Raw genomic sequence first — 22,037 nt, 5'->3', positions numbered from 1 at the left:
AGAACCATGACTCTGTAAGTTTAAAATAAAGTCGTACCGTTTTCCCCCCTTTGGATATGATGATCTAAAGGGGGGTTTATGTCGAAAAGAAAAAGAACATCTAAAGTCCTAAATGGATTAAAGAAGGCCGTGGAATCGGGAGTGGGGCTGACTACCCAGCTATGGTTAAAAGTTCAAGACGTTTCTTCTTTAGGTCGGTCAACGAGATAAAAAGGAATAGTTTTTATCATACTTGAAAACGAAATTACTTTTACTTTTATATTTCTGAACTTTCCGGGGGATTGGGGGAGGGGAAAACTAAGTTACAGATACATAAATCACCTCTTGCTTTTATTTAACACAATGTGCTAAATAATAAAATAGAGAGGAGATGCTTAGGTCTCTTCTTCCAAAAAGCAATCGTTTCATAACACCGTCCTGCCATTTTGGGTGGTTTCAATTTGTCCACAGTGATTCAAGGAAATCATATCACGTACGAATTTGATGTGCTGATAGAAACAGGCTGGTATAGTTTTGTGGATGCTCCGTTTAGATTTGGAAGGGGGACATAAAGATTATGAGTTCGGTAAAAACAAACTTTGTGGGCAGCTCGACTCCCCAAAAGGAAGGCCGGTTATTCTATATCGATAACCTAAGGGCGGCACTTACCATGTTGGTAGTACTGCATCATTTGGTTTATTTCTCTATTCTTAATGAGGTTTTAACACCTGGGTCTTTTGAGTTTGGTGTGGGTCTTCTATTTCTTGCTTTTAATCAGTCTTTTTTCATGGGAGCATTCTTTCTTATTTCTGGATATTTTGTTCCTTCATCTTTTGAACGTAATGGGGCAGCCCGTTTTATGAAAGATAGATTCATCCGATTCTTTGTCCCTTTTATCTTTTATGTTCTCGTCCTTAGCCAAGTTCAATCAATTGAGGCCTATATGCTTAACCATGAGCCATTTACATGGCATACCTATATTTCTCATTTAACCTATGGGCCTATGTGGTACGTCGAGCTGCTTCTCGTGTTCATCTGTTTATACGCAGTCTGGGTGAAGTTTATGAGGAAAAATAGGCTATCAGAAGTTCGTAAGAGTATCCCGCCTACCTATACGATGCTTACCATCTTTGTCATGATGTTAGCAGCAGCGTATTTCATTATAAGACTGTGGATACCAGCTCTCGGTTTACCTGGAGGATCTCCCGAGGTTAAATCAGTCGTTGGACTTTTTACTGCAAGCGGTTATGAACTCCCACAATATATCGGACTATTCATTATTGGCATCGTTGCATACCAACATAATTGGTTTCGAACAATCCCTGACTCTATGGGTAAGGCAGGGTTCGGAATCGCAATTGGGGCATCGCTTCTTCTTCTACCATTCGTCATCATATTTGGGTTAGATGGATTACGGTTTTCCGGCGGTTGGAACTGGACATCGTTGCTCTACTCTCTGTGGGAATCACTATTCTGTGTTGGAATCATCCTTGGATTGATCATATTCTTTCGCAAAAGAATTTTTCGTCAAGGAAGAGGATGGTACTTCTTGTCAACCCATTCTTACGTAATTTACATCATCCATATACCGATTATCGCTATTGTCATTGCTGCATTGAAGGTCATTCACGTTCCAACATCATTCATGTTTCCAGCCACGGTGCTGATAACGATACCGCTTTGCTTCTCACTGGGCTATCTACTTCGAAGGATTCCCTTTATATCAAAGATTCTTTAGTAGGAGGTGATGTTAAGCGATAAAAACTGGCAGTAGTCAGTGTGGCGTCACGCCTTTGTCTGCGGGTATCTAGGCGTTCTTACAATAAACTGTGCTAAAAACAATAATTACAAAAAAGGAAGTAGTTCGTTATGCCGAAAATAGTGAATCATGAGCAAAAGCGGAAGTCTATTGCTCATGCGGCTTGGAAAATTATTAAGGAAGAGGGGATTGAGAAAGCATCGATACGAAGAGTTGCAGTTGAGGCAGGGATGTCTGCTGGAGCGTTAAGACATTATTTTTCATCTAAGGATGAAATGTTATTATTTATCATGGATTATTACGTAGAAGAAGGGAAAAAACGATCTCAAAGGAAAAATTGGTCAAAAAATCCATTACAGGCGGTTGAGGAAATTTTATTAGAACTTGTGCCAATTGACGAAGAAAAGAAAATTGAAACGAGTGTTTGGTGGATCTTTGCACTTCGTTCACTTATAAGTGATACATTAGAAGAAAAAAAAGATGAAATGACTAACGGTACGTATGAATTAGCGAATTCAATGATCGAGATATTAGTTCTTCAAGGGTTTTTATCGGATTCAATCAATGTAGAATTAGAAAAGAGTAGGTTATCCGTATTGATTGAAGGATTGTCAATTCATGCTCTTTTAAGACCTGATGTCTACTCTCCGAAAAAGGTGAAGGAAGTAATCCATTATCATTTAGAAACACTCTGTGGCCCAGAAATTTCGGAGGGATCTGGATGAATTCCGATACGAGTTCATATGAGAAAAAACCAGAGGAATGGCCTCTGGATTTTTTGATAGGTACAGATATCAGGAAAAGGGTTGTCTTTCCGCCAATTGAGAAAAGAAGCTGAGGGATTCTGGATTGGCCAACGCACCTTTGTTGGCTGCTTGGTCCACGGGAATGCCCATCAAGATTTTTTTAATCGGCACTTCCAGCTTCTTGCCGTTAAGCGTTCGCGGAACCTCTGCGATCTCATAAATGACGCTGGGCACATGACGGGGGGAACAGTTTTCACGAATGCGTTGTTTGATTCGTTTCTTGAGGGAATCATCCAGCGTGACCCCTTCCTTTAGCACCACAAACAGAGGCATCAGGTCTCGACCTTTTTCATTGCTGAGATCGATGACAAGACTATCGTCAATCTCCTCAATGCTCTCGACAGCGCTGTATATTTCACTGGTACCCATTCGGATTCCGCCGCGGTTGATCGTGGAGTCGGATCGGCCGTAGATTTGGCAACTTCCTCGTTCCGTGATTTTGATCCAATCCCCGTGTCGCCACACGCCCGGGTACATATGGAAGTAGCTGTTGTAATAACGTTCGTTGTTTTCGTCGTTCCAGAAGAAGATCGGCATCGACGGCATCGGTTTGGTGATGATCAGTTCGCCTACTTCATTGGTGAGAGAGCGGCCTTGTTCATCATAAGCCTGCACATCGGCTCCCAGGGCACGGCATTGAATTTCCCCGGCATGGACAGGAAGGAGAGGGGATCCAGTCACAAATGCGGTGCATAGATCGGTGCCTCCGCTTGTGGAGACAAGCCACATATCTTTTTTTACATGTTGATAAACCCAATCAAATCCTTCCGGTGGTAGCGGGGATCCCGTGGATCCAATCGACTTTAGATGTTCCAGATTGTATTTTTCCTTCGGCCGGAGGCCGTTGTTCCTGCAGGAGAGCAGGTAACTGGCGCTGGTTCCAAATACGGTCATTTTAGTATCCTGTGCAAATTTCCAAAGTCTCTCCAAATTTGGGTATCCCGGATTGCCGTCGTATAGGAGAATGGTGGATCCGGTGAGCAATCCGCCTACTAACACATTCCACATCATCCAACCGGTCGTTGTAAACCAGAAGAACCGTTCCCCTGGTTTTAAATCCGATTGAAGTCCATTCAGTTTTAGATGCTCCAATAAGATACCGCCTTGCCCCTGAACGATCGGTTTTGGTAAACCGGTGGTTCCCGAGGAGAACAAGACCCATAGCGGATGGTCAAAAGGTACGTGCTCAAAAACCAGTGGGGCCTTCTCGTGTCCACTGACAAAATCATCCCACCGCGTGGCATTTCTTAAGGTGGAGAGGTTTGGATCAGAGTTGAGATAAGGCAGTAATACCGTCTTCTCCAGGGTGGGTATGGCGTCCTGTATCTCTTTCACTGTGTCTAATCGGTCAAAATCTTTGCCCCCGTAGCGGTAGCCGTCAACAGCCACTAGGACGCTGGGTTCAATCTGCTTGAAACGGTCGATCACGGTCGGACTCCCGAAGTCGGGAGAGCAGCTGGACCATGTGGCCCCGATGCTGGCACAGGCGAGAAAAGCGATGGTGGTCTCAGGAATGTTGGGCATATAAGCGACGACGCGATCGCCGCTTTTTACTCCCGTTTCTTTCAAGGCTGCTGCAAAAGCGGCCACCTGCTCATATAGCGTTTGCCAGGTGAGGGTCTCCTGGGGACGCAGTTCAGACTCCGCGATGATGGCTGGTTCATTTAGTCCCACATGGCGAAAGACATGCTCGGCATAGTTTAGTTTAGCCCCATCAAACCACTTGGCACCGGGCATGTTGCGGTCGGAAAGAACAGAGTGATAGGGTGTGGTGGACTGGATATCGTAATATTCCCACACCGATTCCCAAAAGTCCTCGATTCCCCTGACGGACCATTCCCACAATTCCCTGTAGTCCCGAAACTCTAATTGCTTCCTGTCCTTCAACCAATTCATGTACTTGGTGATACTCGTCTGTTGTTGAAACGCCGATGGCGGTTTCCAAAGCAGGGTGCCTTCTTTCAGAGTTTGGGTCATAGTCAAACTTCCCTTTCCATTTTTCTTTCTGAGCCCTTTAAACGGTCTGATTTTATTGTATGGGAAATCAGTAAGCGTTTTCAATACGTGAAGTGCATCCGAATGATGATGGAGCGTCTTATGGTAACAAAAAAGGAGGGCATCAGCCCTCCGCTGTACACATGCTTTGATTCGTCTTTTGTTTTTTTCCGGTCAGAGTAAAGAAGGCGATCGCTCCCAGTAAAGCGGTGATAAACAGGATGGCACCCATGGGGACGGCACTTTCCTCATTTAAGCCGACCAGGGGCGAAACGATGGAGCCGATGGTTAAGGGGAGCATCCCCAGGATGGAACTAGCGCTACCGGCGCGATGGGATTGGTGTTCCATGGCGAGGGTAAAAGAGCTGGTCAGGATCATCCCCATGGAGGTCATATAGATGAAGATCGGAATCACCAGTGTTGCCAAGGGTCCTTCGATCACCGTCATGATCAGAAGGAAGCTAGTGGCCGTCACGGCGATGATGACCGCGATCCGGAGCAAGTTTCGTTCATGGACGATCCCCCCCAAGCGTCCGATGATAAAGCTCCCGGTGATGATGGCCAAGCCGTTGATACCGAACAAGATACTGAAGGTCTGAGGCGATACCCCGTAGATTCCCTGGTAGACGAAGGGGGTGCCCGATACATAGGCAAAACTTCCCCCGTGGATGAGACCGACGACCAAAGCGTAGCCGATAAAGGTTCGGTCCCTTATCAAACGGCCCATGGTACGAAGAGAATGCCCTACGGAGCTCGGTACTCGCTTGCTCGGGGGCAAGGTTTCCTCCAAGCGCAGAACGACAATCCATACCATGAACAGCCCCAGTAAACCTAAAAAGAGAAAGATCGTGTGCCAGCTGGCAAAGGGTAAGAGCAAAATCGCTCCGCCTGTCATCGGTGCAGCGACTGGAGCGATGGCATTGATCACCATGAGGAGAGCAAAAAATTTGGTGAGCTCTCTGCCGCTAAACACATCACGCACCACTGCCCGGGACAGGACAATCCCTGCTGACGCGGTGAAACCTTGCATAAAACGGGCGATCACCAAGGTGGTGATATTGGGAGCCAGTGCACAGAGAAGGGATGCCAAAGCGAATAAGAGAATGGACAGGATTAAGGGTTTCCTCCTGCCTTGGGCATCACTGATCGGCCCGATCACCACCTGACCGATGGCAAGACCGATCAAACAAGTGGTCAAACTAAGCTGGACAAGGGAGGCGGGAGCCTTTAAATCTTGGGCGATATCGGGAAAGCTCGGCAAATACATATCGATATTGAGTGGCCCTAAGAAGGCGAGCATACCGAGCAGAAAGGCTAATCCCAGTCGTTTTTTCCCTGTTGGATTATGAAGCATGCGATCACCCCCCCCTCTGCTCTGCTTCATTTTCATAAATACCTTTATCCTATCACAAATAAAGTCTTGTTTTCATAAATCATCTTTCTGAAAAAATAGCCTGATAGATTTGTTTCTTTTGATATACTTTGTAAGCAGAGAACGAAAATGGAGGAAATGAGTTTAGGGGCGTGATAGGGTCCAATTGAAAAATCGCTACATAAGACCGCGTCAGGGGAATAGATTGAAACGAAGTGATCGATTTTTGCAAAAGGAGGCCGGCAATGGAGCCCATATTGCGTGTCAGTCATCTGAGTAAAACGTTTAAAGATAAGAAAGTGATCGACGATATATCATTTGAGGTGCGTAAAGACGAAATCATGGCGATCCTGGGTCCTAACGGAGCTGGAAAATCGACGACAATCCGCAACATCATGGGGATAATGGTTCCCGATGAGGGGTCGGTTTCCTTTTTAAATGATCGGAACATCCCTCGACATAAAATCGGATATTTGCCTGAAGAGCGCGGTCTGTACAAAAATGTAAAAGTGATGGACATTCTGCTTTATCTAGCTGACTTAAAAGATGTTCCGCGAAAAAAAGCCAAAAGCCGTGCGCTTGACTACTTACGAAAATTCGACCTCGTCGGGATGGAAAATGTGTCCGTTGAAGAGCTGTCCAAAGGAATGGGACAAAAAGTGCAATTTATAGCGGCGATTCTCCATGAGCCGGAGCTTTTGATCTTGGATGAACCCTTCTCCGGTCTTGATCCGGTCAGTCAGGAATTATTTAAAGATGAAATACGGCAACTGGCAGCAGACGGAACCGGCATCCTGTTATCATCGCACCAGATGAATCTAGTGGAGGAAATCTGTGATCGTCTTTTTCTCATTCATCGCGGGCAAAAAGTGATCGACGGTTCGATGGATGATGTGAAACGCCGTTATGCCAATTTCAAATGTACCATTCGTGGCAAAAATGAGATCCATCAATTGAAGGAATTGCCAGACGTCCAACGCGTGGATGAAAAGGACGATAACACTTTTATTTTGTATCTTTCCAAGCATGTTCATATCTCCCGATGGTTGAGGCAATTCCCGGAGCATGTGGATATCGATGAAATGTCAGTGGACCGCATTTCATTGCATGAAATCTTTATCGATATCGCCACAAGGGAGCAGCACTTGGATCAAGAAGAGGGGGTCACTTATGCGTAATCTGTTAAAGGTGGCCCGGTGGGAAATCAAGCGCAATTTAAAAAATCGATCCTTTCTTATCGGGTTATTTATCACTCCAGCCATCTTGTTTGGATTTATGCTTTTGGGAAATGTATTCGACGACTCCGATCATAGAGAGGATCCGACGGTCGTCTATGTCCATGATAAACTGGGTATCTTCGATCACATCCGGAAAACCGTCGATCAGCACCAGCTGAATTGGAAAATGAAGGAGACAGATATCAGGGAAGCCGAGGTGGAAACCAAGCTGAAATCCGAGGAGCGTACCGCCTATATATTTTTGGATGACCGAGCGTTGGAGGAGGGTTTGATCCCGGTTTACACCAGTGAAGAAATGGAACCTGCTTTTATGCAGCAGATTCACGTGTTGGAGTTCCCCATTCAAACGATGAAAATGGAACAGCTGGGTCTGTCGGCTGAGGAACAGGCGGCTATGTCTCAAAAAGTCCACTTTAAAGAGTCGACAGCTGCAGAGGAAGAGGGAACGGCGATGGGGGGAGATCCGTTGAAACGAGCTCTTCCCGGCGGTTTTGCCGGTATTCTCCTCCTGTCTATCGTCTTTTCGGGAATGTATATCTTCCAAAGCGCTTCCCAGGAAAAGAAAGATAAAATTGCCGAAATCATTTTATCTTCTGTAACTCCCGGCGAGTTGATGCAGGGGAAAATTCTCGGTTATTTTGTCTTAGGTATCCTGCAAGCGGTGACTATTCTTGGATTCGCTGTCCCCATGGCCAACTGGAAATTGGATATCCCCATTCTTGAATATTTGCTCGTTCCTGAAATTCTTTTGTACGTGTTGATCGCCGTATTGGGTTATCTCCTGTTTTCCGCTTTATATGTGGGGGTTGGTGCGTCCATGGCAGACATCACTTCGACGAACAATTTTCAGGGGATGGTGATGATGCTGCCCTTTCTGCCGTTTATCTTTATCAGTCCGGTCATCCGTGATCCGAGCGGTCTGATCGCGCAAATCGGTACCTTTATCCCCTTTACATCGCCAGGCGTTTTGTTGTTACGCTTATCGATACTGGAAGAGTGGCCTTGGATCGAAATTTTCATAGCGCTCGCTGTGTTGTCGGTTAGTATCTATATTTTCATGAAGCTGGCAGGCAAGATTTTTAAAACAGGTATTCTGATGTATGGAAAAAATGCGACCCCGAAAGAGATTTGGAGATGGATCCGGACGTAAGACATAAAAAAACCCCGGCCGGGACCGGGGGTTTTCGTTAGGGATCACTTATTTTTTTGACCCGTAGGAGGTGAGTTGGGAAATCCATTCATCTTTTTGCTGTTGCTGAATTCCCGAGGTGGCAATCAGTTTGCCGACGTCAGGAGTGGCACCTTGCAGGTTGGCATCTGGGGCGGCGTATGGAACTTGATCGGTTCGGGCCGCGTTCCTCCTTGCGCTGGGGGAGGCGTTTTGTTGAGCGATTGCAGCTGGCTGCTGCTGTCTGTTGCCGGCTGCTGTTCTGTTTGCAGCTTTGTTTTCAGCGGTGGTTTGAGCCTCATTGTCCGCAGTCGCTTTTTGAACTTCTCTTTGACTGCTAGCAGGATTTTGCATCTGGCTTGCCTCGGGGGCAGTGCTTTGCGCTGTTTCCCGCTTCGTCATGGCCGGGCTGTTTTTTTGTTCTTTTTTCTCTTTGCTCACGGTCTTGTACTCCTTTCATCAAGGGTTTTTGGGCCATCACCCATTTATACCCTTGGACAACTTCCTCGATTGTATACTTCAGTTTTCAGCAGGGGAGATTCTCCTACAGTTTTTCCAAAGTTGCCACCGGTTTAATCGGCAAGGAAGGGGATTTGATCCGGAAAATGTTGATCCCAACCTTCTACTATGTGGGGGTCGCAGGTGTGTTGGGATTTGTGGTGCTAAACGGCTTCGCAATTTATCTCGTCGCGCTGCTTCCGGTTGCTATGATTGGATGGTGGGTCGCCTCGCTCGTGACCGTATTTAAGAAAAAGCAGTCCCGCTCAGCTTAACCTGGAAAGGAGTTTTCCGATGAAAGTCTCCCTGTTTGTCACCTGCCTCGCCGATCTGTTTTATCCCGAGGTGGGAAAGGATACGGTGGAATTGCTGGAAGGGCTCGGCTGTGAGGTGGATTTTCCCGCAGCCCAGACTTGCTGCGGCCAGCCAGCCTTTAACAGCGGGTATCACAAGGAGTCAAAAGAGGTTGCCAAGCATATGGTAGAAACCTTTGAAGGTGCGGATTATGTTGTTGTCCCCTCGGGATCTTGCGCCACCATGTTGAAGGAGTACGCCAAGCTGTTTGTCGATGATCCCGCTTGGCAGGAGCGGGCTAGGGCCCTGGGGGAGAAAACATACGAACTGACCCAATTTATTGTCCATGTGTTGGAGAAGGAGGATGTGGGGGCGGTGTTTCATGCCCGGGCCACCTACCACACCTCCTGCCACATGACGCGGCTCTTAGGTGCACGCGAGGAGCCGTTGAAGCTGTTGAACCAAGTGGAAGGACTCCAGCTGACGCCTCTTTCCCACTGCTACGATTGCTGTGGTTTTGGCGGGACCTTCTCCGTTAAAATGGATTCCATATCCAGAGAGATGGTGGATGCCAAGGTGAACCATATCGAGGAGACCGATGCCGAAGTGTTGATCGGTGCCGATGCCGGTTGCTTGATGAATATCGGCGGGCGCCTCAAGCGGCAGGGAAAGCCGGTCAAAGTGATGCATATTGCCCAAGTGTTAAACCACAAACAGGAGGGGTGAGCTCATGGGAATCCGAATTGGTGATAAAGCATTTGATCGGCGGGTGGAAAAGGGGCTTCAAGATTCCTTTATGCGCGGTGCGGTCACCGGTGCTCAGGATCGGTTGCGGACCGGGAGGCTGAATGCGGCAAAAGAGCTGGGGGATTGGGAAAAATGGCGTACCCTGGGGAAAGAGATCCGTCAACATACGCTGGAGAACCTCGATTTTTACCTGCAGCAATTGAGCGAAAAGGTGGCCAACCGGGGCGGTTATGTCTTTTTTGCGGAAACAGCAGCAGAGGCGAATCAATATATCCGCCAGGTGGTCCAAGAAAAACAGGCCAAAAAGGTGATCAAATCTAAATCGATGGTTACCGAGGAGATTGGCATGAATGAAATGCTGGAGGATGATGGCTGCCAAGTGATCGAATCGGACTTGGGCGAGTACATTCTTCAGGTTGATGACCAGGATCCGCCGTCACATATCGTTGCTCCGGCGCTCCACAAAAACAAATCCCAGATCCGCGATGTGTTTCGGGAGAAGAAAGGGTATCAAAAGAGCGAGCGGCCGGAAGAGATCACGAGATTTGCGAGGGAACAGCTCAGACGGGAATTTTTGTCGGCGGATATCGGGGTGACCGGCTGTAATTTCGCCGTCGCCGAATCTGGCTCGATCAGCCTGGTGACTAACGAAGGAAATGCCCGGCTGGTCTCCTCCCTGCCGAAAACGCAGATCGCGGTGATGGGGATGGAACGAATCGTCCCTACGTGGGAGGAACTGGATGTGATGGTCAGTCTGTTGTGTCGCAGTGCTGTCGGCCAAAAACTGACCAGCTATGTAACCGGATTGACCGGACCGAAGGGGGAAGGGGAAGTGGACGGCCCTGACGAGTTTCACCTGGTGATCGTCGACAATGGCCGCTCCAACATTCTTGGGACGGAGTTTGAGGAAGCGCTCCATTGTATCCGGTGTGCCGCCTGTATCAACGTCTGTCCCGTGTACAGCCATATCGGCGGCCACGCTTATGGCTCCATCTATCCGGGACCGATTGGTGCGGTCCTCACCCCGTTGTTGGACGGTTACGAAAACAACAAAGAGCTTCCCTACGCCTCTTCTCTCTGTGCAGCCTGTACCGAAGCTTGTCCGGTGAAAATTCCTCTGCATGAGCTGTTGATCAAACACCGGCAAAAAATCGTCGAAGAGGAGAAGCGGACGGAAGCCTTGGAACGGATCGCTATGAAAGGCTTTGAAGCAGCGGCCAGCAACCCCTCCTTATATAAGGTTGGTTCGAAGGTTGCACCGCTCGCTATGTCCCCTTTCACCAAAGAAGGGTATGTGACAGAGGGCCCCGGCCCCTTGAAAGCGTGGACCCGCAGCCGGGATTTTCCGGCTCCGGAAAAAGAGCGGTTCCGGGATTGGTATCGGAAACGGAAGAAAGGAGGCGGAGAGCATGGGCAAGGGCACGATTCATAATCGGGACGCCTTTCTCCATCGCATCGCCGATCGACTGGGGCGAAACAGGAGAACGGATGGAGTGAAGCGGCCGGAGTGGAGCCAACGTCCGCAGTGGAATGTATTTAAGGATTACACTTCGGAGCAACTGCTCGATCAGTTTAAAAAACAATGCGAAGCCATTCATACAGATGTGGAAGAGACAACCGGTGAATTATTGCCGAAGATGGTATCTGATGTGATTCTTCGTTACCGCGGGAAGAAAATTATGACATGGAATGACCCTAGATTTGAATCATTTGGTATATTATCATATCTAAATAAGAATCTCTCCCAGCATGGAGCAGAGGTTCAACGATGGGATGAACAGCGAAGCCGGGAGGAGAATATCCGGCTGGCGGAAAAGGCGGATGTCGGCATCACCTTCAGCGACATCACCCTTGCCGAATCCGGAACCGTCGTCTTGTTGAGTGACAAGGGAAAAGGGCGATCAGTCAGCCTCCTGCCTGAAAACTATATCGCCATTATTCCCAAAAGCACCCTGGTTCCCCGGATGACCCAGGCGGCACAGGAGATTCACCGACGAATCGAAAACGGGGATTCGGTCGCCTCATGTGTCAACTTTATCTCCGGGCCGAGTAATAGCGCCGACATCGAGATGAGCCTCGTTGTCGGCGTCCACGGGCCGGTCCGGGTCACTTACATCATCGTAACTGATCGGTAAACAAAAAGAAACCCGTCAGGTCGCCATGTTCACTTATGTTCCCTACGTTCCGCTGTACCAAAGGGCACAAGTCTCGCCAGGGTCACTCCGTTCCCGGTCTCGCTATGCACCCAAAGGGCACAAGTCTCGCCAGGTCACTCCGTTCCCGGTCTCGCTATGCACCCAAAGGGCACAAGTCTCGCCAGGTCACTCCGTTCCCGGTCTCGCTATGCCATCCGGCATTGAAGATCCTGCTTCGGGCAGAGGAAACCCTTGTGGCAAGTGAATGCCAAGATGTGAGTCGCTCCTAGACGCCCTTGCTAACTGATTCTCCGTTAAGTTGGATGGCTACCTTTGTTCCAGAGCGCCGGCCTATCCTATGGATAATGCTTAAAGTGCAATAGTCACTCAGATGGTACACGACCTTTCATATGAGAATCCATTCCATAAAAGGATGTGACCGATTGTTGAATAAGATTAACAAAGTGCTGGTCGCAAACCGAGGAGAAATTGCTATCCGAATCTTTCGTGCCTGTACGGAGCTGGGGATTCGCACGGTCGCCATTTATTCCAAGGAGGATACGGGCTCTTACCACCGTTATAAAGCGGATGAGGCGTATCTGGTCGGGGAAGATAAAAGCCCCCTGGAAGCTTACCTCGATATTGAGGGAATTATTGAGGTGGCCAAGAGCAGCGATGTAGACGCGATCCATCCCGGATACGGGTTTTTGTCGGAAAATACTCGCTTTGCCCAACGCTGTGAAGAAGAGGGTATTATCTTTATCGGGCCGAAAGTGGAGCACCTGAAGATGTTTGGCGACAAGATTCAAGCCAAAAATGCGGCGATCAAGGCAGGAATTCCGGTGATTCCCGGGAGTGACGGTCCCGTCTCCAGCCTGGAGGAAGTGCAGCAGTTTGCCGATGAACACGGGTACCCCCTCATGATCAAGGCCTCCCTTGGCGGCGGCGGGCGCGGCATGCGGATCGTACGCAGTGAAGAGGCCTTAGCCGATGCGTATGACCGGGCCAAATCCGAAGCGAAGAAGGCTTTCGGCCGAGATGATGTGTATGTGGAGCGATTCGTGGAAAATCCGAAACACATTGAGGTACAGATCTTGGCCGATCAGAGCGGCGATGTGGTCCATTTGTACGAGCGGGACTGTTCCGTGCAACGGCGCCACCAAAAAGTGGTGGAAATCGCGCCGAGTGTATCCCTAAAGGACGAATGGCGGGAAGCGATCTGTGAGTCGGCGGTCCAATTGATGAAAGAGATCGGTTATGTCAACGTCGGCACCGTCGAATTTCTCGTCAATGAACAAGGGGAGTATTTCTTCATCGAAGTGAATCCCCGTGTGCAGGTGGAACATACCATCACCGAAATGGTAACCGGTGTCGACATCGTCCAATCGCAAATCTACATTGCGGAGGGGCATCGGCTGCACGAAGAGCCGATCGGCATCCCGCCTCAGGAGGAGATTACCACCCATGGTTATTCGATTCAGTGCCGGGTGACGACGGAAGATCCAAGCAACGACTTCCTCCCCGATACGGGGCGGATCCGGGCTTACCGGACCGGGGGCGGCTTCGGAGTTCGACTGGATGCGGGGAACGGGTTCCAGGGAGCGGTGATCACCCCCCATTACGACTCCTTGCTGGTGAAGCTGTCCACATGGGCCCTTACCTTTGAAAGTGCTGCCTCCAAAATGTTGCGTAACTTAAGCGAATTTCGGATTCGCGGGATCAAGACCAATATCGCCTTTCTGAAAAACGTGGTCCGGCATTCCAAGTTTTTATCCGGTGAATACGACACCTCCTTTATCGATTCCACCCCGGAGTTGTTTGTCTTTCCGAAAAGTAAGGACCGGGGAACCAAGATGCTGAAATATATCGGCACCACCACTGTCAACGGTTTCGAAGGGCTGAAGAAACAGAAGAAGCCGGCCTTTGAACCGCCCCAGATCCCGAAAGTGAAACATTCGGAGCCGATGCCCGAGGGTACCAAGCAAATTTTGGACCGGGAGGGGGCCGATGGGCTTGTCAACTGGGTGAAGCAGCAACAACAAGTGTTGCTGACGGATACCACCTTCCGGGATGCCCATCAATCCTTGCTGGCGACCCGGGTGCGGACTCATGATTTAAAGCAGATTGCGGAACCGACGGCGCGACTGCTCCCCAACCTTTTCTCTGTAGAAATGTGGGGCGGAGCCACCTTTGATGTTGCCATGCGCTTTTTGAAGGAGAATCCCTGGGAGCGCCTGATGATCCTGCGGGAGAAAATGCCCAATGTACTGTTCCAGATGCTGCTGCGCGCTTCCAATGCCGTCGGCTACAAAAACTACCCCGATAATGTGATCAAGGAGTTTGTCACCCAATCGGCGGAAGCCGGCATCGATGTGTTTCGGATCTTTGACAGTCTCAACTGGGTGAAAGGGATGACTTTGGCCATCGATGCGGTCCGGCAGAGCGGGAAAATCGCCGAAGCCTCCGTCTGCTATACCGGTGACATCCTCGACCCGAAACGGGATAAATACGACCTGAACTACTACCGCAACATGGCCAAGGAGTTGGAAAAGGCCGGGGCGCACATTTTGGGTATCAAAGATATGGCCGGTCTGTTGAAGCCCCAGGCAGCCTATGAACTGATCTCTGCCTTGAAAGAGACGGTGGATATCCCGATCCACCTCCACACCCACGATACCAGCGGCAACGGTATCTACACCTATGCCAAGGCGGTGGAAGCCGGCGTCGATATCGTCGATGTGGCGGTCAGTTCCATGGCCGGGCTCACTTCCCAGCCTAGTGCCAACAGCCTCTATTACGCCTTGGACCATTCGGAGCGGAAGCCCGATGTCAATATTCGGGCTCTCGACCGGCTCTCCCAGTTTTGGGAAGGGACACGGAATTACTATGAAGGCTTTGAAAGCGGTATGCGAGCCCCCAATGCGGAGGTTTATCAACACGAGATGCCGGGTGGCCAGTATTCCAACCTGCGGCAGCAGGCGAAAGCCGTGGGACTGGGTGATCGCTGGGGTGAAGTGAAGCGGATGTACCGGCGGGTGAATGATCTGTTCGGGGATATTGTGAAAGTGACCCCCTCCTCCAAGGTGGTTGGCGACATGGCGTTGTACATGGTGCAGAACGACCTGACCGAAGACGATATATACGAGCAGGGGGAGAAGCTGGATTTCCCCAATTCCGTGGTGGAATTTTTCCAGGGATACCTGGGACAACCTTACCAGGGCTTTCCCCAGGAGTTGCAGCGGATCATTCTGAAGGGTCGGGAGGCGATTACCGTTCGCCCCGGCGAGCGGCTGGAACCGGTTGACTTTGATCAACTGAAAGAAACTCTGTACCACAAGTTGAATCGACAGGTGACCAGCCACGATTTGATCTCCTACGCCTTGTATCCCGATGTCTTTTTGGATTTTGAAGCATTTAAAGAGGAATATGGAGATGTGTCCGTCCTGGATACGCCGACGCTGTTCTATGGAATGCGGCTGGGCGAGGAGATCGAAGTGGAGATCGAACAGGGGAAAACCCTGATCGTCAAGCTGGTATCCATCGGGGAAGCGCAGAGCGATGGAACCCGGGTGGTCTATTTTGAGCTGAACGGGCAGCCCCGGGAAGTGATCGTTCCCGATCACAGCGTCAAATCGACGGTCCCCGTCCGGAAAAAGGCGGACAAGAACAACCCGAACCACATCGGTGCTTCTATGCCCGGCACGGTGGTGAAGGTCGTCGTCGAAAAGGGAGAACAGGTGAAAAAAGGCGATCACTTGATGATCACCGAAGCGATGAAAATGGAAACCGCCATTCAAGCACCCGCCGACGGCGTGGTCAAAGAGCTCTATGTATCCGAAGGAGAATCGATCCAAACCAACGATCTGCTCCTGGAAATGGAATAACCTTGGTTTAGAAAGAGAAGCCTTCTTCCCGTCGGAAGAAGGCTTTCTTCATGCCCATGATCCATGATGGGGACGAATAAGGTTTAACAATGCTTTTCATCCCATACTGTCTTTTTTAGTGACTGATGCATTTCTTCCGCGGCAGACAACGCCTTGGGCATCATCCACCCTTCTGTGTCTTTGTTCGTAAGTTCCGGGATATAGCCGTTCAGACGCAATGTGGTCTGCCAGTTTCAGGTTACACAAACTTCATCGGTCGTCTTTAGAATTTGAATTTTTCTCTACAAATCTCAGAATTCTATTATTGATCTCATTGGGAAATTCGCCATTGATTGCATGAGATGCATTTGGCCAATTTTCAATTTCGATGTCTTTGACATACTTTTTTCCTTTTTCAACTGCTTTTTTTGAATTATGCATCGTACTGTTTTCAGCCATTAATGCAAGTACTGGCACATGGATATTTTGTAAGTCCTCTTCACTAAATTGATCCGGCGCTGGCACTTTCAATTTAAAATTACGCATACCTGATTCAATCAATTTAGCAACCGGTACATCTTCATTCGCTTCGGCTCCCCCTGAAATATAACTTAACATCTTTTCTCTAATAGACTGGGGGATTAACGGGACGGAAGCTGGAATAGATGCCAAAACCATTTTAAAGGAGATGGGCTCAAATACCATAACAGGGTCTAGCAAACTAACTGAAGCGATGTGATCAGGAAAAAAGCGAACCAAATTCATTGCCGTCCATCCACCGATGGAGACGCCCATGATATGCACTTTTTCTAATCCTAACTTTATAATCACTTCATTTAACCATTTAGCTTGGTCCTTTTGATTTTCAATTGCTTTTGTTTGAATGCTCATACCAGGTTCACCAAGTAAATCTACCGTGTAGACCGGTCTTTCACTTATCAGTCCTTCCAAATTCGACTCCCACATCGGGGTAGATGCAGCACGTCCTGGCAGTAACATCATGGGTTCCTTATGTTTATTCTCTTCTTTTGTAAAGTAATAGACACGAACGATTCCATATTCTGTCTTTATATTTTTCGTATCCACTGGTTCTGGGAGAAGTGACATTGCTTCATGATAAGCATTTTGAAAGTCTTTCTTCCCTTCCTCAGATGTAAAGTGGCCAACTGGATGGTCATCTTTAAAAATGAGGTATGCTGCATAGCTTAAAATCATAATGGCTATAACAGTTAACATGATTTTTTTCATTTTCTTATCCCCCTCCTTTTTCCACAAGTAACCAAAATTTATAACCGCCCCGCACTTAAGTTCCCATAAACTTACTTTCAAATCGTGAACATGAGTGTAACACATCTGCCGTAACCCGGATGTTCTTCGGACCATATACATGTTTACAATCCAAGTGGTTATGGTATGTTAGAATCATTCACCACACCGTGGAAAGGAGTCGCACCGATGAAAGTGATCAAAATACTGCTGCATGCCAGCATCTGGTTTGCTCCCGTGCTGATTCCGTTGATCCTTTGGTTGCTGGCTAGTGAACGGGAACTGAAGCGGCTTTCTCTGCAGGCACTTGTCTTTCATTTCGTGATTTGGCTGTTGGTTTCCATCTCCTATTTTTTCTCCTTCATCTTGATCGGATTGCCGTTTTTAGTCATTTTCGGCTTGATCGGATTGATCGCTCCGATTATGGGGATCATCCGGGCGATTCAAGATCGCTCCTTCCATTATCCCCTCATCGGTTCCTGGATTCGCTAATAAGCCTATCCGGGCTTATTTTCTTTGCCAACAGGACAAAAAAGGAGGAGCGCCATCGCTCCTCCTTTTTATATGGGGGAATTTAGTTGTTGATATAGCGCTCGAAAACGGAGCTGAAGTCTTTGATATGGTATTGCTTCCGTGCTTCCTGCAGCCAATCGAAGGCCAGTTGATTCATCTCTTTTAATTCTTCATGAAGGGTGCCTTCCACACGAGCGCGGCCTAGGGTGGTGGAGGCCAACTCCAGGCTCTGTTTGGCGTGGCCCAGGGAGACGTTGTTGTCTTGGGTGAGTTCGGCAATTTTAAGCAGAGCTTTATACAGATCCTTCAGCTCTTCCAGGTGCTTTTTGTTGACGTCGATCGAAAATTGAGCACCGCCCAGGGTAAATTTAATCTCCACATCCAAATCAACGGTGCCGGCTGTTTCCAGGGAGACGTTGGAGATCTCATATCGATGATAATCATACCGTTTCAAGGTGCGCTTTTTACTGGTGGCACTGCTTCCGTCTAGGTGAATAAGGGCTTTGTTGGTGAAACAGTACTCATCAGACTTGGATTTGATCAGGAAATAAATCCGTTCGCCGTCTTCATGCATCACGCAATCGTCGGCATCCACCTTGTCATAGTCCGCCGGTTGAATCACCGATCCGATGTCGCTCAGGCCCAAGACGTCAGAGGCCACTTTTCCAAACATCCGCTTCATCCTTTCAATCGAATTTGAGATAACAACTCTAGTATAACAGGCCCTCTCTATCCGTATAAATGAGAGTTTATCTTTTTAACCATGATTTTATATGGTTCCTCCACCGGTTAAGGCCTGCAGTGGAGAGGGATCCAAGTAGAGCCGCTCTTTGGGGACGTTTTTCAGATCGAAGTCTAGGATCAAATCCGTGCAGCCATCCCACCACCTTTACGCATTTGAAGCCACGTCAGTAAAGCTGTCCGGGCGTTGCCGATATGAAGTTCACCTGAAGGTGTTGGCGCAAACCGCTCTCTCTACATCCAATCACCTCTCTCCATATATAACGGATTCGTAGAGTGGGTCAGGCGGGTCCATATGAATCCTGAATATAAAAAAACTTACCCTTGTCCATCGTTGACCAACCTGGTCGATCATGCTACACTTGATTCGACCCAATCGGTCTACAGGAGGAAATAAGATGACGGAGAAGTTTGCGGCTCTTCATCCCGACAAACAACGGAAGATCATCAACGCCGCTCTGCAAGAATTTGCTGAACACGGCTATGAACAAGCGTCCACCAACCGAATAGTGAAAAAAGCAGAAATCGGGAAAGGAATGCTTTTCTACTACTTCCGTAGCAAACAGGAGCTGTACCGCTATCTGATCGATTACAGTCTCAACATCGTGCGCCAGCACTATCTCCAGCGGATCGATACCAGTGAGTCCGATTTCATCCAACGGTTGGAACAGGCTGCCCACCTCAAGATGGATGCCATGATCGATCACCCTCATGTGTTTCAATTTATGGGCACTTTTTTGTTGACGCCGGAAAATGAGCTTGCCGCTGACCAGAAAAAGCGGATCGAATCCTTGCAACGATTGGGTGAGGAAAAGTTGTATAAAGGTGTCGATGTCACCTTATTCCGGGATGATGTCGATGTGGAAAAAGCGTACCAGTTGATCCGGTGGGCGATTGAAGGGTATCAGAATGAATTGAAAACCCGATTTCAAGGACAAAAGATGACCGCTATCTCACTTGAGCCGCTGTGGGAAGAGTTTTACCAATACATGGATGTTTTAAAAACCATCTTTTACAAATCGAAGGGGTGAAGAGCGGTGGCGGTGTTAAAAACGACGGACCTGGTGAAACGGTTTGGGAAGTTTACGGCGTTAAACGGCGTGAACATCGAGGTGAACCAAGGGGAAATTTACGGTTTTATCGGTCCCAACGGAGCGGGAAAATCGACGACCATCCGGATTTTACTCGGGATGTTAAAAGCAGATGCGGGAGAAGCGAAGATTTTTGGCCAGGATGCGTGGAAAGAGGCGGTTCAGATTCACCAGCGGATGGCTTATGTGCCGGGGGATGTCAATTTGTGGCCCCGCTTAACCGGCGGTGAGGTGATCGACCTCTTTCTTTCCCTGCGGGGAAGTCGGGGAAAACAGGTGAGGAAGCGCCGGGAAGAGTTGATGGAGCGATTCCAGTTGGACCCGACAAAAAAATGTGCCACCTACTCCAAGGGAAACCGACAAAAGGTGGCCCTGGTAGCCGCCTTTGCTTCCGATGCAGATCTGTATATTTTGGATGAGCCCACCTCCGGTCTTGATCCCTTGATGGAGCGCGTGTTTCAGGAGTGCATTCTGGAGGCGAAACGGGAAGGAAAAAGCGTCCTTCTGTCCAGTCACATCTTATCGGAGGTAGAGAAAGTGTGTGACCGGATCGCCATCATTCGACAGGGTGAGATCATCGAATCAGGCACCTTGGCCCAGCTGCGCCATTTGACACGTACCCATCTGCAGATCGAAACCCGACAGCCTGTCTCCGGGCTACAAGCATTAGCCGGCATTCATCACCTCGAACAGAAGGGTCACACCTTGGCCCTGCAGGTGGATGCCGATGAACTGGACCGCGTGATACAACATGTCAGCCCTTACGGGATTGTGAAGTTGGAGAGTGCGCCGCCGACCTTGGAAGATGTGTTTTTGCGCCATTATGAAGACGCCGGTGGGAGGTGACCGCGATGGCCTCGGAATTTGCCCGGAGCGGGATTCTTTTCCGGTTTATCATGAAAAAAGAGCGCTTCCGTAGCCTTTTGTGGTTGGTGGGAGTCCCCTGTTTTACCTTCATCATAACCTTCGCCTTGGATGATTTATATCCGACCCAACAGGCGCGGGATGGGATGGCGGAAGGGATGAGAAATCCGGCGATGACGGCTATGGTGGGACCTGGAGATTTGGATCACTATACCCTGGGCGCGATGACTGCGCACCAAATGTTGCTGTTTACGGCTATCATCGTCGGACTGATGAACATATTGCTGGTGACCCGTCACACGCGGGGGGATGAGGAGAAGGGACGGATGGAGATCATTCAATCCCTGCCGGTGGGCCGTCTGTCCAATCTGCACGCTATGCTCCTGATGGTTTGTGTCAGCAATTTGCTGTTGGCTTTGGTGACGGGATTTGGGTTAGCCACCCTTCCTTTTGATGGAATGGGATTGGAAGGCTCGCTCCTGTATGGGGCGGTGTTGGGCGGGATCGGCCTTTTCTTTGCCGGAGTGGCAGCCCTTTTTGCCCAACTTTCAGGAAGTAACCGCGGAGCGAGAGGTTACGCCATCACACTGCTCGTTATTGCCTATCTCATGCGGGGGATCGGCGATGTGACGGTGGAGGCGTTATCATGGATCTCCCCCCTGGGGTGGGTGACGAAGGCTCAGGTATACGCCCACAATGATTGGTGGCCGGTTTGTTTGATGTTTCTGGGATCGGCGATAGGGTTTGCCGGTGCCTATTATTTGCATAGCATTCGTGATCTGGGAGCTGGTTTTCTTAACGAAAGGCCCGGCAGAAAACAAGCATCGCCTCTTTTGAGAACCCCGATCGGACTCGCTTGGCGACTGCAGCGGACGGGAACGATTGCCTGGGGGATCGGTATGTTACTCATCGGCCTCTCCTACGGGTCGGTGTTAGGGGAACTGGAGTCCTTTTTTCAAGAGAATGAGATGATGAAGCAGTTTCTGGCTGAGGCCCCCGGAGTATCGCTGACGGAACAGTTTATCTCCAAGATCATCACCGTAATGGCTATCCTGGCAACGGTTCCCCCAGTGATGGCCATGAATAAGTTATACGGGGAAGAGAAACGGAACCGGATCGAACCGGTGCTGGGAAGAGCGGTCTCCCGCACTCGGCTGATGACAAGCTATGGTTTGCTCTCCGCAGGGAACGGATTTGTCATGCTGTCGCTGGCGGCCATCGGTTTGTGGGCGGCAGGAACGGCGGCGATGGAAGGAAAATTGGCATTTGGCATGGTTTATAGTGCCGCCATTGCCTTTTATCCGGCGTTGCTCGTCATGATCGGCACCTCCGCCATGCTGATCGGTTTGCTGCCGAAATGGAACGCTTTGGTCTGGCTCTATCTGTTTTACTCCTTTATCGTGGTATATCTTGGCGGACTGTTTCAATTCCCGGAGTGGGTAGCCCAAATTTCCCCTTTTGGGCATATACCGCAACTACCTGTGGAAGAGATGGATGTCAGCAAAGTGTGGCTACTGACAGCTGTGGCTATTCTCCTGGCAACAGTGGGCTGGATGGGATACAAAAGACGGGATTTGCATGGTTGATCCAAAGGCAGGATAGAGGAGATGGAAAAAGGGCGTCACCAAAAAACCCCTCGTTTTTACGAGGGGTTTTTTGGTGATGGTGCAAAAGGGGTGGACCTCCCGCGGGGGAGATGATTACCAAA

At 49.2% G+C, this 22,037-nt stretch carries 17 protein-coding genes and 2 pseudogenes; 13 read left to right on the top strand and 6 right to left on the bottom strand.

The window, feature by feature from the left end:
- Positions 1-78: 78 nt before the first annotated feature.
- From BLP91_RS17550 to BLP91_RS10400, 3 genes and pseudogenes are all read left to right on the top strand, one after another.
- A pseudogene (locus BLP91_RS17550) lies at positions 79-207 on the top strand (TnsA endonuclease N-terminal domain-containing protein); the annotation flags it as partial.
- A gap of 349 nt (positions 208-556) precedes the next feature.
- Positions 557-1,717 (top strand): acyltransferase family protein, encoded by a 1,161-nt coding sequence (locus BLP91_RS10405; RefSeq protein ID WP_091570566.1) that lies wholly within the window; start codon positions 557-559, stop codon positions 1,715-1,717.
- A gap of 131 nt (positions 1,718-1,848) precedes the next feature.
- Positions 1,849-2,463, top strand: coding sequence for a TetR/AcrR family transcriptional regulator (locus BLP91_RS10400; RefSeq protein WP_091570564.1), 615 nt, complete (start codon positions 1,849-1,851; stop codon positions 2,461-2,463).
- Positions 2,464-2,532: 69 nt separating this feature from the next.
- Here BLP91_RS10400 and BLP91_RS10395 read toward each other — a convergent pair whose 3' ends face one another.
- Together BLP91_RS10395 and BLP91_RS10390 are read right to left on the bottom strand one after the other, a co-directional pair.
- On the bottom strand, positions 2,533-4,521 hold the full coding sequence (locus BLP91_RS10395; protein WP_091570562.1) for an acetoacetate--CoA ligase: 1,989 nt from the start codon (positions 4,519-4,521) through the stop codon (positions 2,533-2,535).
- 142 nt (positions 4,522-4,663) lie between these two features.
- Positions 4,664-5,893, bottom strand: coding sequence for a Bcr/CflA family efflux MFS transporter (locus BLP91_RS10390; RefSeq protein ID WP_091570559.1), 1,230 nt, complete (start codon positions 5,891-5,893; stop codon positions 4,664-4,666).
- A gap of 263 nt (positions 5,894-6,156) precedes the next feature.
- Here BLP91_RS10390 and BLP91_RS10385 point away from each other — a divergent pair, with 263 nt between their 5' ends.
- The gene (locus BLP91_RS10385; RefSeq protein WP_091570557.1) at positions 6,157-7,089 is read left to right on the top strand and encodes an ABC transporter ATP-binding protein; all 933 of its coding nucleotides are present in this window, start codon (positions 6,157-6,159) and stop codon (positions 7,087-7,089) included.
- Positions 7,082-8,299 (top strand): ABC transporter permease, encoded by a 1,218-nt coding sequence (locus BLP91_RS10380; RefSeq protein WP_091570554.1) that lies wholly within the window; start codon positions 7,082-7,084, stop codon positions 8,297-8,299. Before BLP91_RS10385 ends, BLP91_RS10380 begins: the two co-directional genes overlap by 8 nt.
- Positions 8,300-8,347: 48 nt before the next feature.
- Here BLP91_RS10380 and BLP91_RS10375 read toward each other — a convergent pair whose 3' ends face one another.
- On the bottom strand, positions 8,348-8,758 hold the full coding sequence (locus BLP91_RS10375; RefSeq protein WP_091570552.1) for a hypothetical protein: 411 nt from the start codon (positions 8,756-8,758) through the stop codon (positions 8,348-8,350).
- 351 nt (positions 8,759-9,109) lie between these two features.
- Here BLP91_RS10375 and BLP91_RS10365 point away from each other — a divergent pair, with 351 nt between their 5' ends.
- The 4 genes from BLP91_RS10365 (at position 9,110) to pyc (ending at position 15,875) form a co-directional block, all read left to right on the top strand.
- Complete coding sequence (locus BLP91_RS10365) at positions 9,110-9,835, top strand: (Fe-S)-binding protein (protein ID WP_091570547.1); 726 nt, start codon at positions 9,110-9,112, stop codon at positions 9,833-9,835.
- A 4-nt stretch (positions 9,836-9,839) separates the two neighbouring features.
- A complete protein-coding gene (locus tag BLP91_RS10360) occupies positions 9,840-11,288 on the top strand; it encodes a LutB/LldF family L-lactate oxidation iron-sulfur protein (protein ID WP_091570544.1) in 1,449 nt (482 codons plus the stop codon).
- The gene (locus BLP91_RS10355) at positions 11,266-11,991 is read left to right on the top strand and encodes a LutC/YkgG family protein (protein WP_091570541.1); all 726 of its coding nucleotides are present in this window, start codon (positions 11,266-11,268) and stop codon (positions 11,989-11,991) included. The genes BLP91_RS10360 and BLP91_RS10355 overlap by 23 nt, the downstream gene beginning before the upstream one ends.
- 410 nt (positions 11,992-12,401) lie before the next feature.
- Positions 12,402-15,875: a pyruvate carboxylase gene (gene pyc, locus BLP91_RS10350; protein ID WP_091570538.1), complete on the top strand. Its 3,474-nt coding sequence runs from the start codon at positions 12,402-12,404 to the stop codon at positions 15,873-15,875.
- Positions 15,876-16,124: 249 nt separating this feature from the next.
- On the opposite strand, the gene BLP91_RS10345 is transcribed toward pyc, so the two are convergent.
- On the bottom strand, positions 16,125-17,069 hold the full coding sequence (locus tag BLP91_RS10345) for an alpha/beta fold hydrolase (protein ID WP_425412211.1): 945 nt from the start codon (positions 17,067-17,069) through the stop codon (positions 16,125-16,127).
- 240 nt (positions 17,070-17,309) lie between these two features.
- Here BLP91_RS10345 and BLP91_RS10340 point away from each other — a divergent pair, with 240 nt between their 5' ends.
- The gene (locus BLP91_RS10340; RefSeq protein WP_091570536.1) at positions 17,310-17,612 is read left to right on the top strand and encodes a DUF4870 domain-containing protein; all 303 of its coding nucleotides are present in this window, start codon (positions 17,310-17,312) and stop codon (positions 17,610-17,612) included.
- 82 nt (positions 17,613-17,694) lie between these two features.
- On the opposite strand, the gene BLP91_RS10335 is transcribed toward BLP91_RS10340, so the two are convergent.
- Both BLP91_RS10335 and BLP91_RS10330 read right to left on the bottom strand, forming a co-directional pair.
- Positions 17,695-18,306 carry a PH domain-containing protein gene (locus BLP91_RS10335; protein WP_091570533.1) on the bottom strand — a complete coding sequence of 204 codons (612 nt, stop codon included), beginning with the start codon at positions 18,304-18,306 and terminating at the stop codon, positions 17,695-17,697.
- Between the two features lie 206 nt (positions 18,307-18,512).
- A pseudogene (locus BLP91_RS10330) lies at positions 18,513-18,608 on the bottom strand (glutamate--tRNA ligase family protein); the annotation flags it as partial.
- Positions 18,609-18,772: 164 nt separating this feature from the next.
- On the opposite strand from BLP91_RS10330, the gene BLP91_RS10325 reads away from it, so the two are divergent.
- From BLP91_RS10325 to BLP91_RS10315, 3 genes are read left to right on the top strand one after another with little or no spacing between them, the layout of a single operon-like run.
- On the top strand, positions 18,773-19,405 hold the full coding sequence (locus tag BLP91_RS10325; RefSeq protein ID WP_091570531.1) for a TetR/AcrR family transcriptional regulator: 633 nt from the start codon (positions 18,773-18,775) through the stop codon (positions 19,403-19,405).
- A 6-nt stretch (positions 19,406-19,411) separates the two neighbouring features.
- On the top strand, positions 19,412-20,311 hold the full coding sequence (locus BLP91_RS10320; RefSeq protein ID WP_091570528.1) for an ABC transporter ATP-binding protein: 900 nt from the start codon (positions 19,412-19,414) through the stop codon (positions 20,309-20,311).
- 5 nt (positions 20,312-20,316) lie between these two features.
- On the top strand, positions 20,317-21,915 hold the full coding sequence (locus tag BLP91_RS10315; RefSeq protein WP_091570526.1) for an ABC transporter permease: 1,599 nt from the start codon (positions 20,317-20,319) through the stop codon (positions 21,913-21,915).
- The last annotated feature ends 122 nt before the right edge of the window (positions 21,916-22,037 follow it).

Source organism: Melghirimyces thermohalophilus (genome assembly GCF_900102685.1).
In the GTDB taxonomy this organism is placed as follows: domain Bacteria; phylum Bacillota; class Bacilli; order Thermoactinomycetales; family DSM-45169; genus Melghirimyces; species Melghirimyces thermohalophilus.
This window is presented reverse-complemented; position numbering and strand designations above follow the sequence as displayed.

What these genes read in the sequence shown, in the direction of transcription:
- BLP91_RS10405 (WP_091570566.1), top strand. Translation starts at nt 557, where the DNA reads ATGAGTTCGGTAAAAACAAACTTTGTGGGCAGCTCGACTCCCCAAAAG.
- BLP91_RS10400 (WP_091570564.1), top strand. Translation starts at nt 1,849, where the DNA reads ATGCCGAAAATAGTGAATCATGAGCAAAAGCGGAAGTCTATTGCTCAT.
- BLP91_RS10395 (WP_091570562.1), bottom strand. Translation starts at nt 4,521, where the DNA reads ATGACCCAAACTCTGAAAGAAGGCACCCTGCTTTGGAAACCGCCATCG.
- BLP91_RS10390 (WP_091570559.1), bottom strand. Translation starts at nt 5,893, where the DNA reads ATGCTTCATAATCCAACAGGGAAAAAACGACTGGGATTAGCCTTTCTG.
- BLP91_RS10385 (WP_091570557.1), top strand. Translation starts at nt 6,157, where the DNA reads ATGGAGCCCATATTGCGTGTCAGTCATCTGAGTAAAACGTTTAAAGAT.
- BLP91_RS10380 (WP_091570554.1), top strand. Translation starts at nt 7,082, where the DNA reads ATGCGTAATCTGTTAAAGGTGGCCCGGTGGGAAATCAAGCGCAATTTA.
- BLP91_RS10365 (WP_091570547.1), top strand. Translation starts at nt 9,110, where the DNA reads ATGAAAGTCTCCCTGTTTGTCACCTGCCTCGCCGATCTGTTTTATCCC.
- BLP91_RS10360 (WP_091570544.1), top strand. Translation starts at nt 9,840, where the DNA reads ATGGGAATCCGAATTGGTGATAAAGCATTTGATCGGCGGGTGGAAAAG.
- BLP91_RS10355 (WP_091570541.1), top strand. Translation starts at nt 11,266, where the DNA reads ATGGGCAAGGGCACGATTCATAATCGGGACGCCTTTCTCCATCGCATC.
- pyc (WP_091570538.1), top strand. Translation starts at nt 12,402, where the DNA reads ATGAGAATCCATTCCATAAAAGGATGTGACCGATTGTTGAATAAGATT.
- BLP91_RS10345 (WP_425412211.1), bottom strand. Translation starts at nt 17,069, where the DNA reads ATGATTTTAAGCTATGCAGCATACCTCATTTTTAAAGATGACCATCCA.
- BLP91_RS10340 (WP_091570536.1), top strand. Translation starts at nt 17,310, where the DNA reads ATGAAAGTGATCAAAATACTGCTGCATGCCAGCATCTGGTTTGCTCCC.
- BLP91_RS10335 (WP_091570533.1), bottom strand. Translation starts at nt 18,306, where the DNA reads ATGTTTGGAAAAGTGGCCTCTGACGTCTTGGGCCTGAGCGACATCGGA.
- BLP91_RS10325 (WP_091570531.1), top strand. Translation starts at nt 18,773, where the DNA reads ATGACGGAGAAGTTTGCGGCTCTTCATCCCGACAAACAACGGAAGATC.
- BLP91_RS10315 (WP_091570526.1), top strand. Translation starts at nt 20,317, where the DNA reads ATGGCCTCGGAATTTGCCCGGAGCGGGATTCTTTTCCGGTTTATCATG.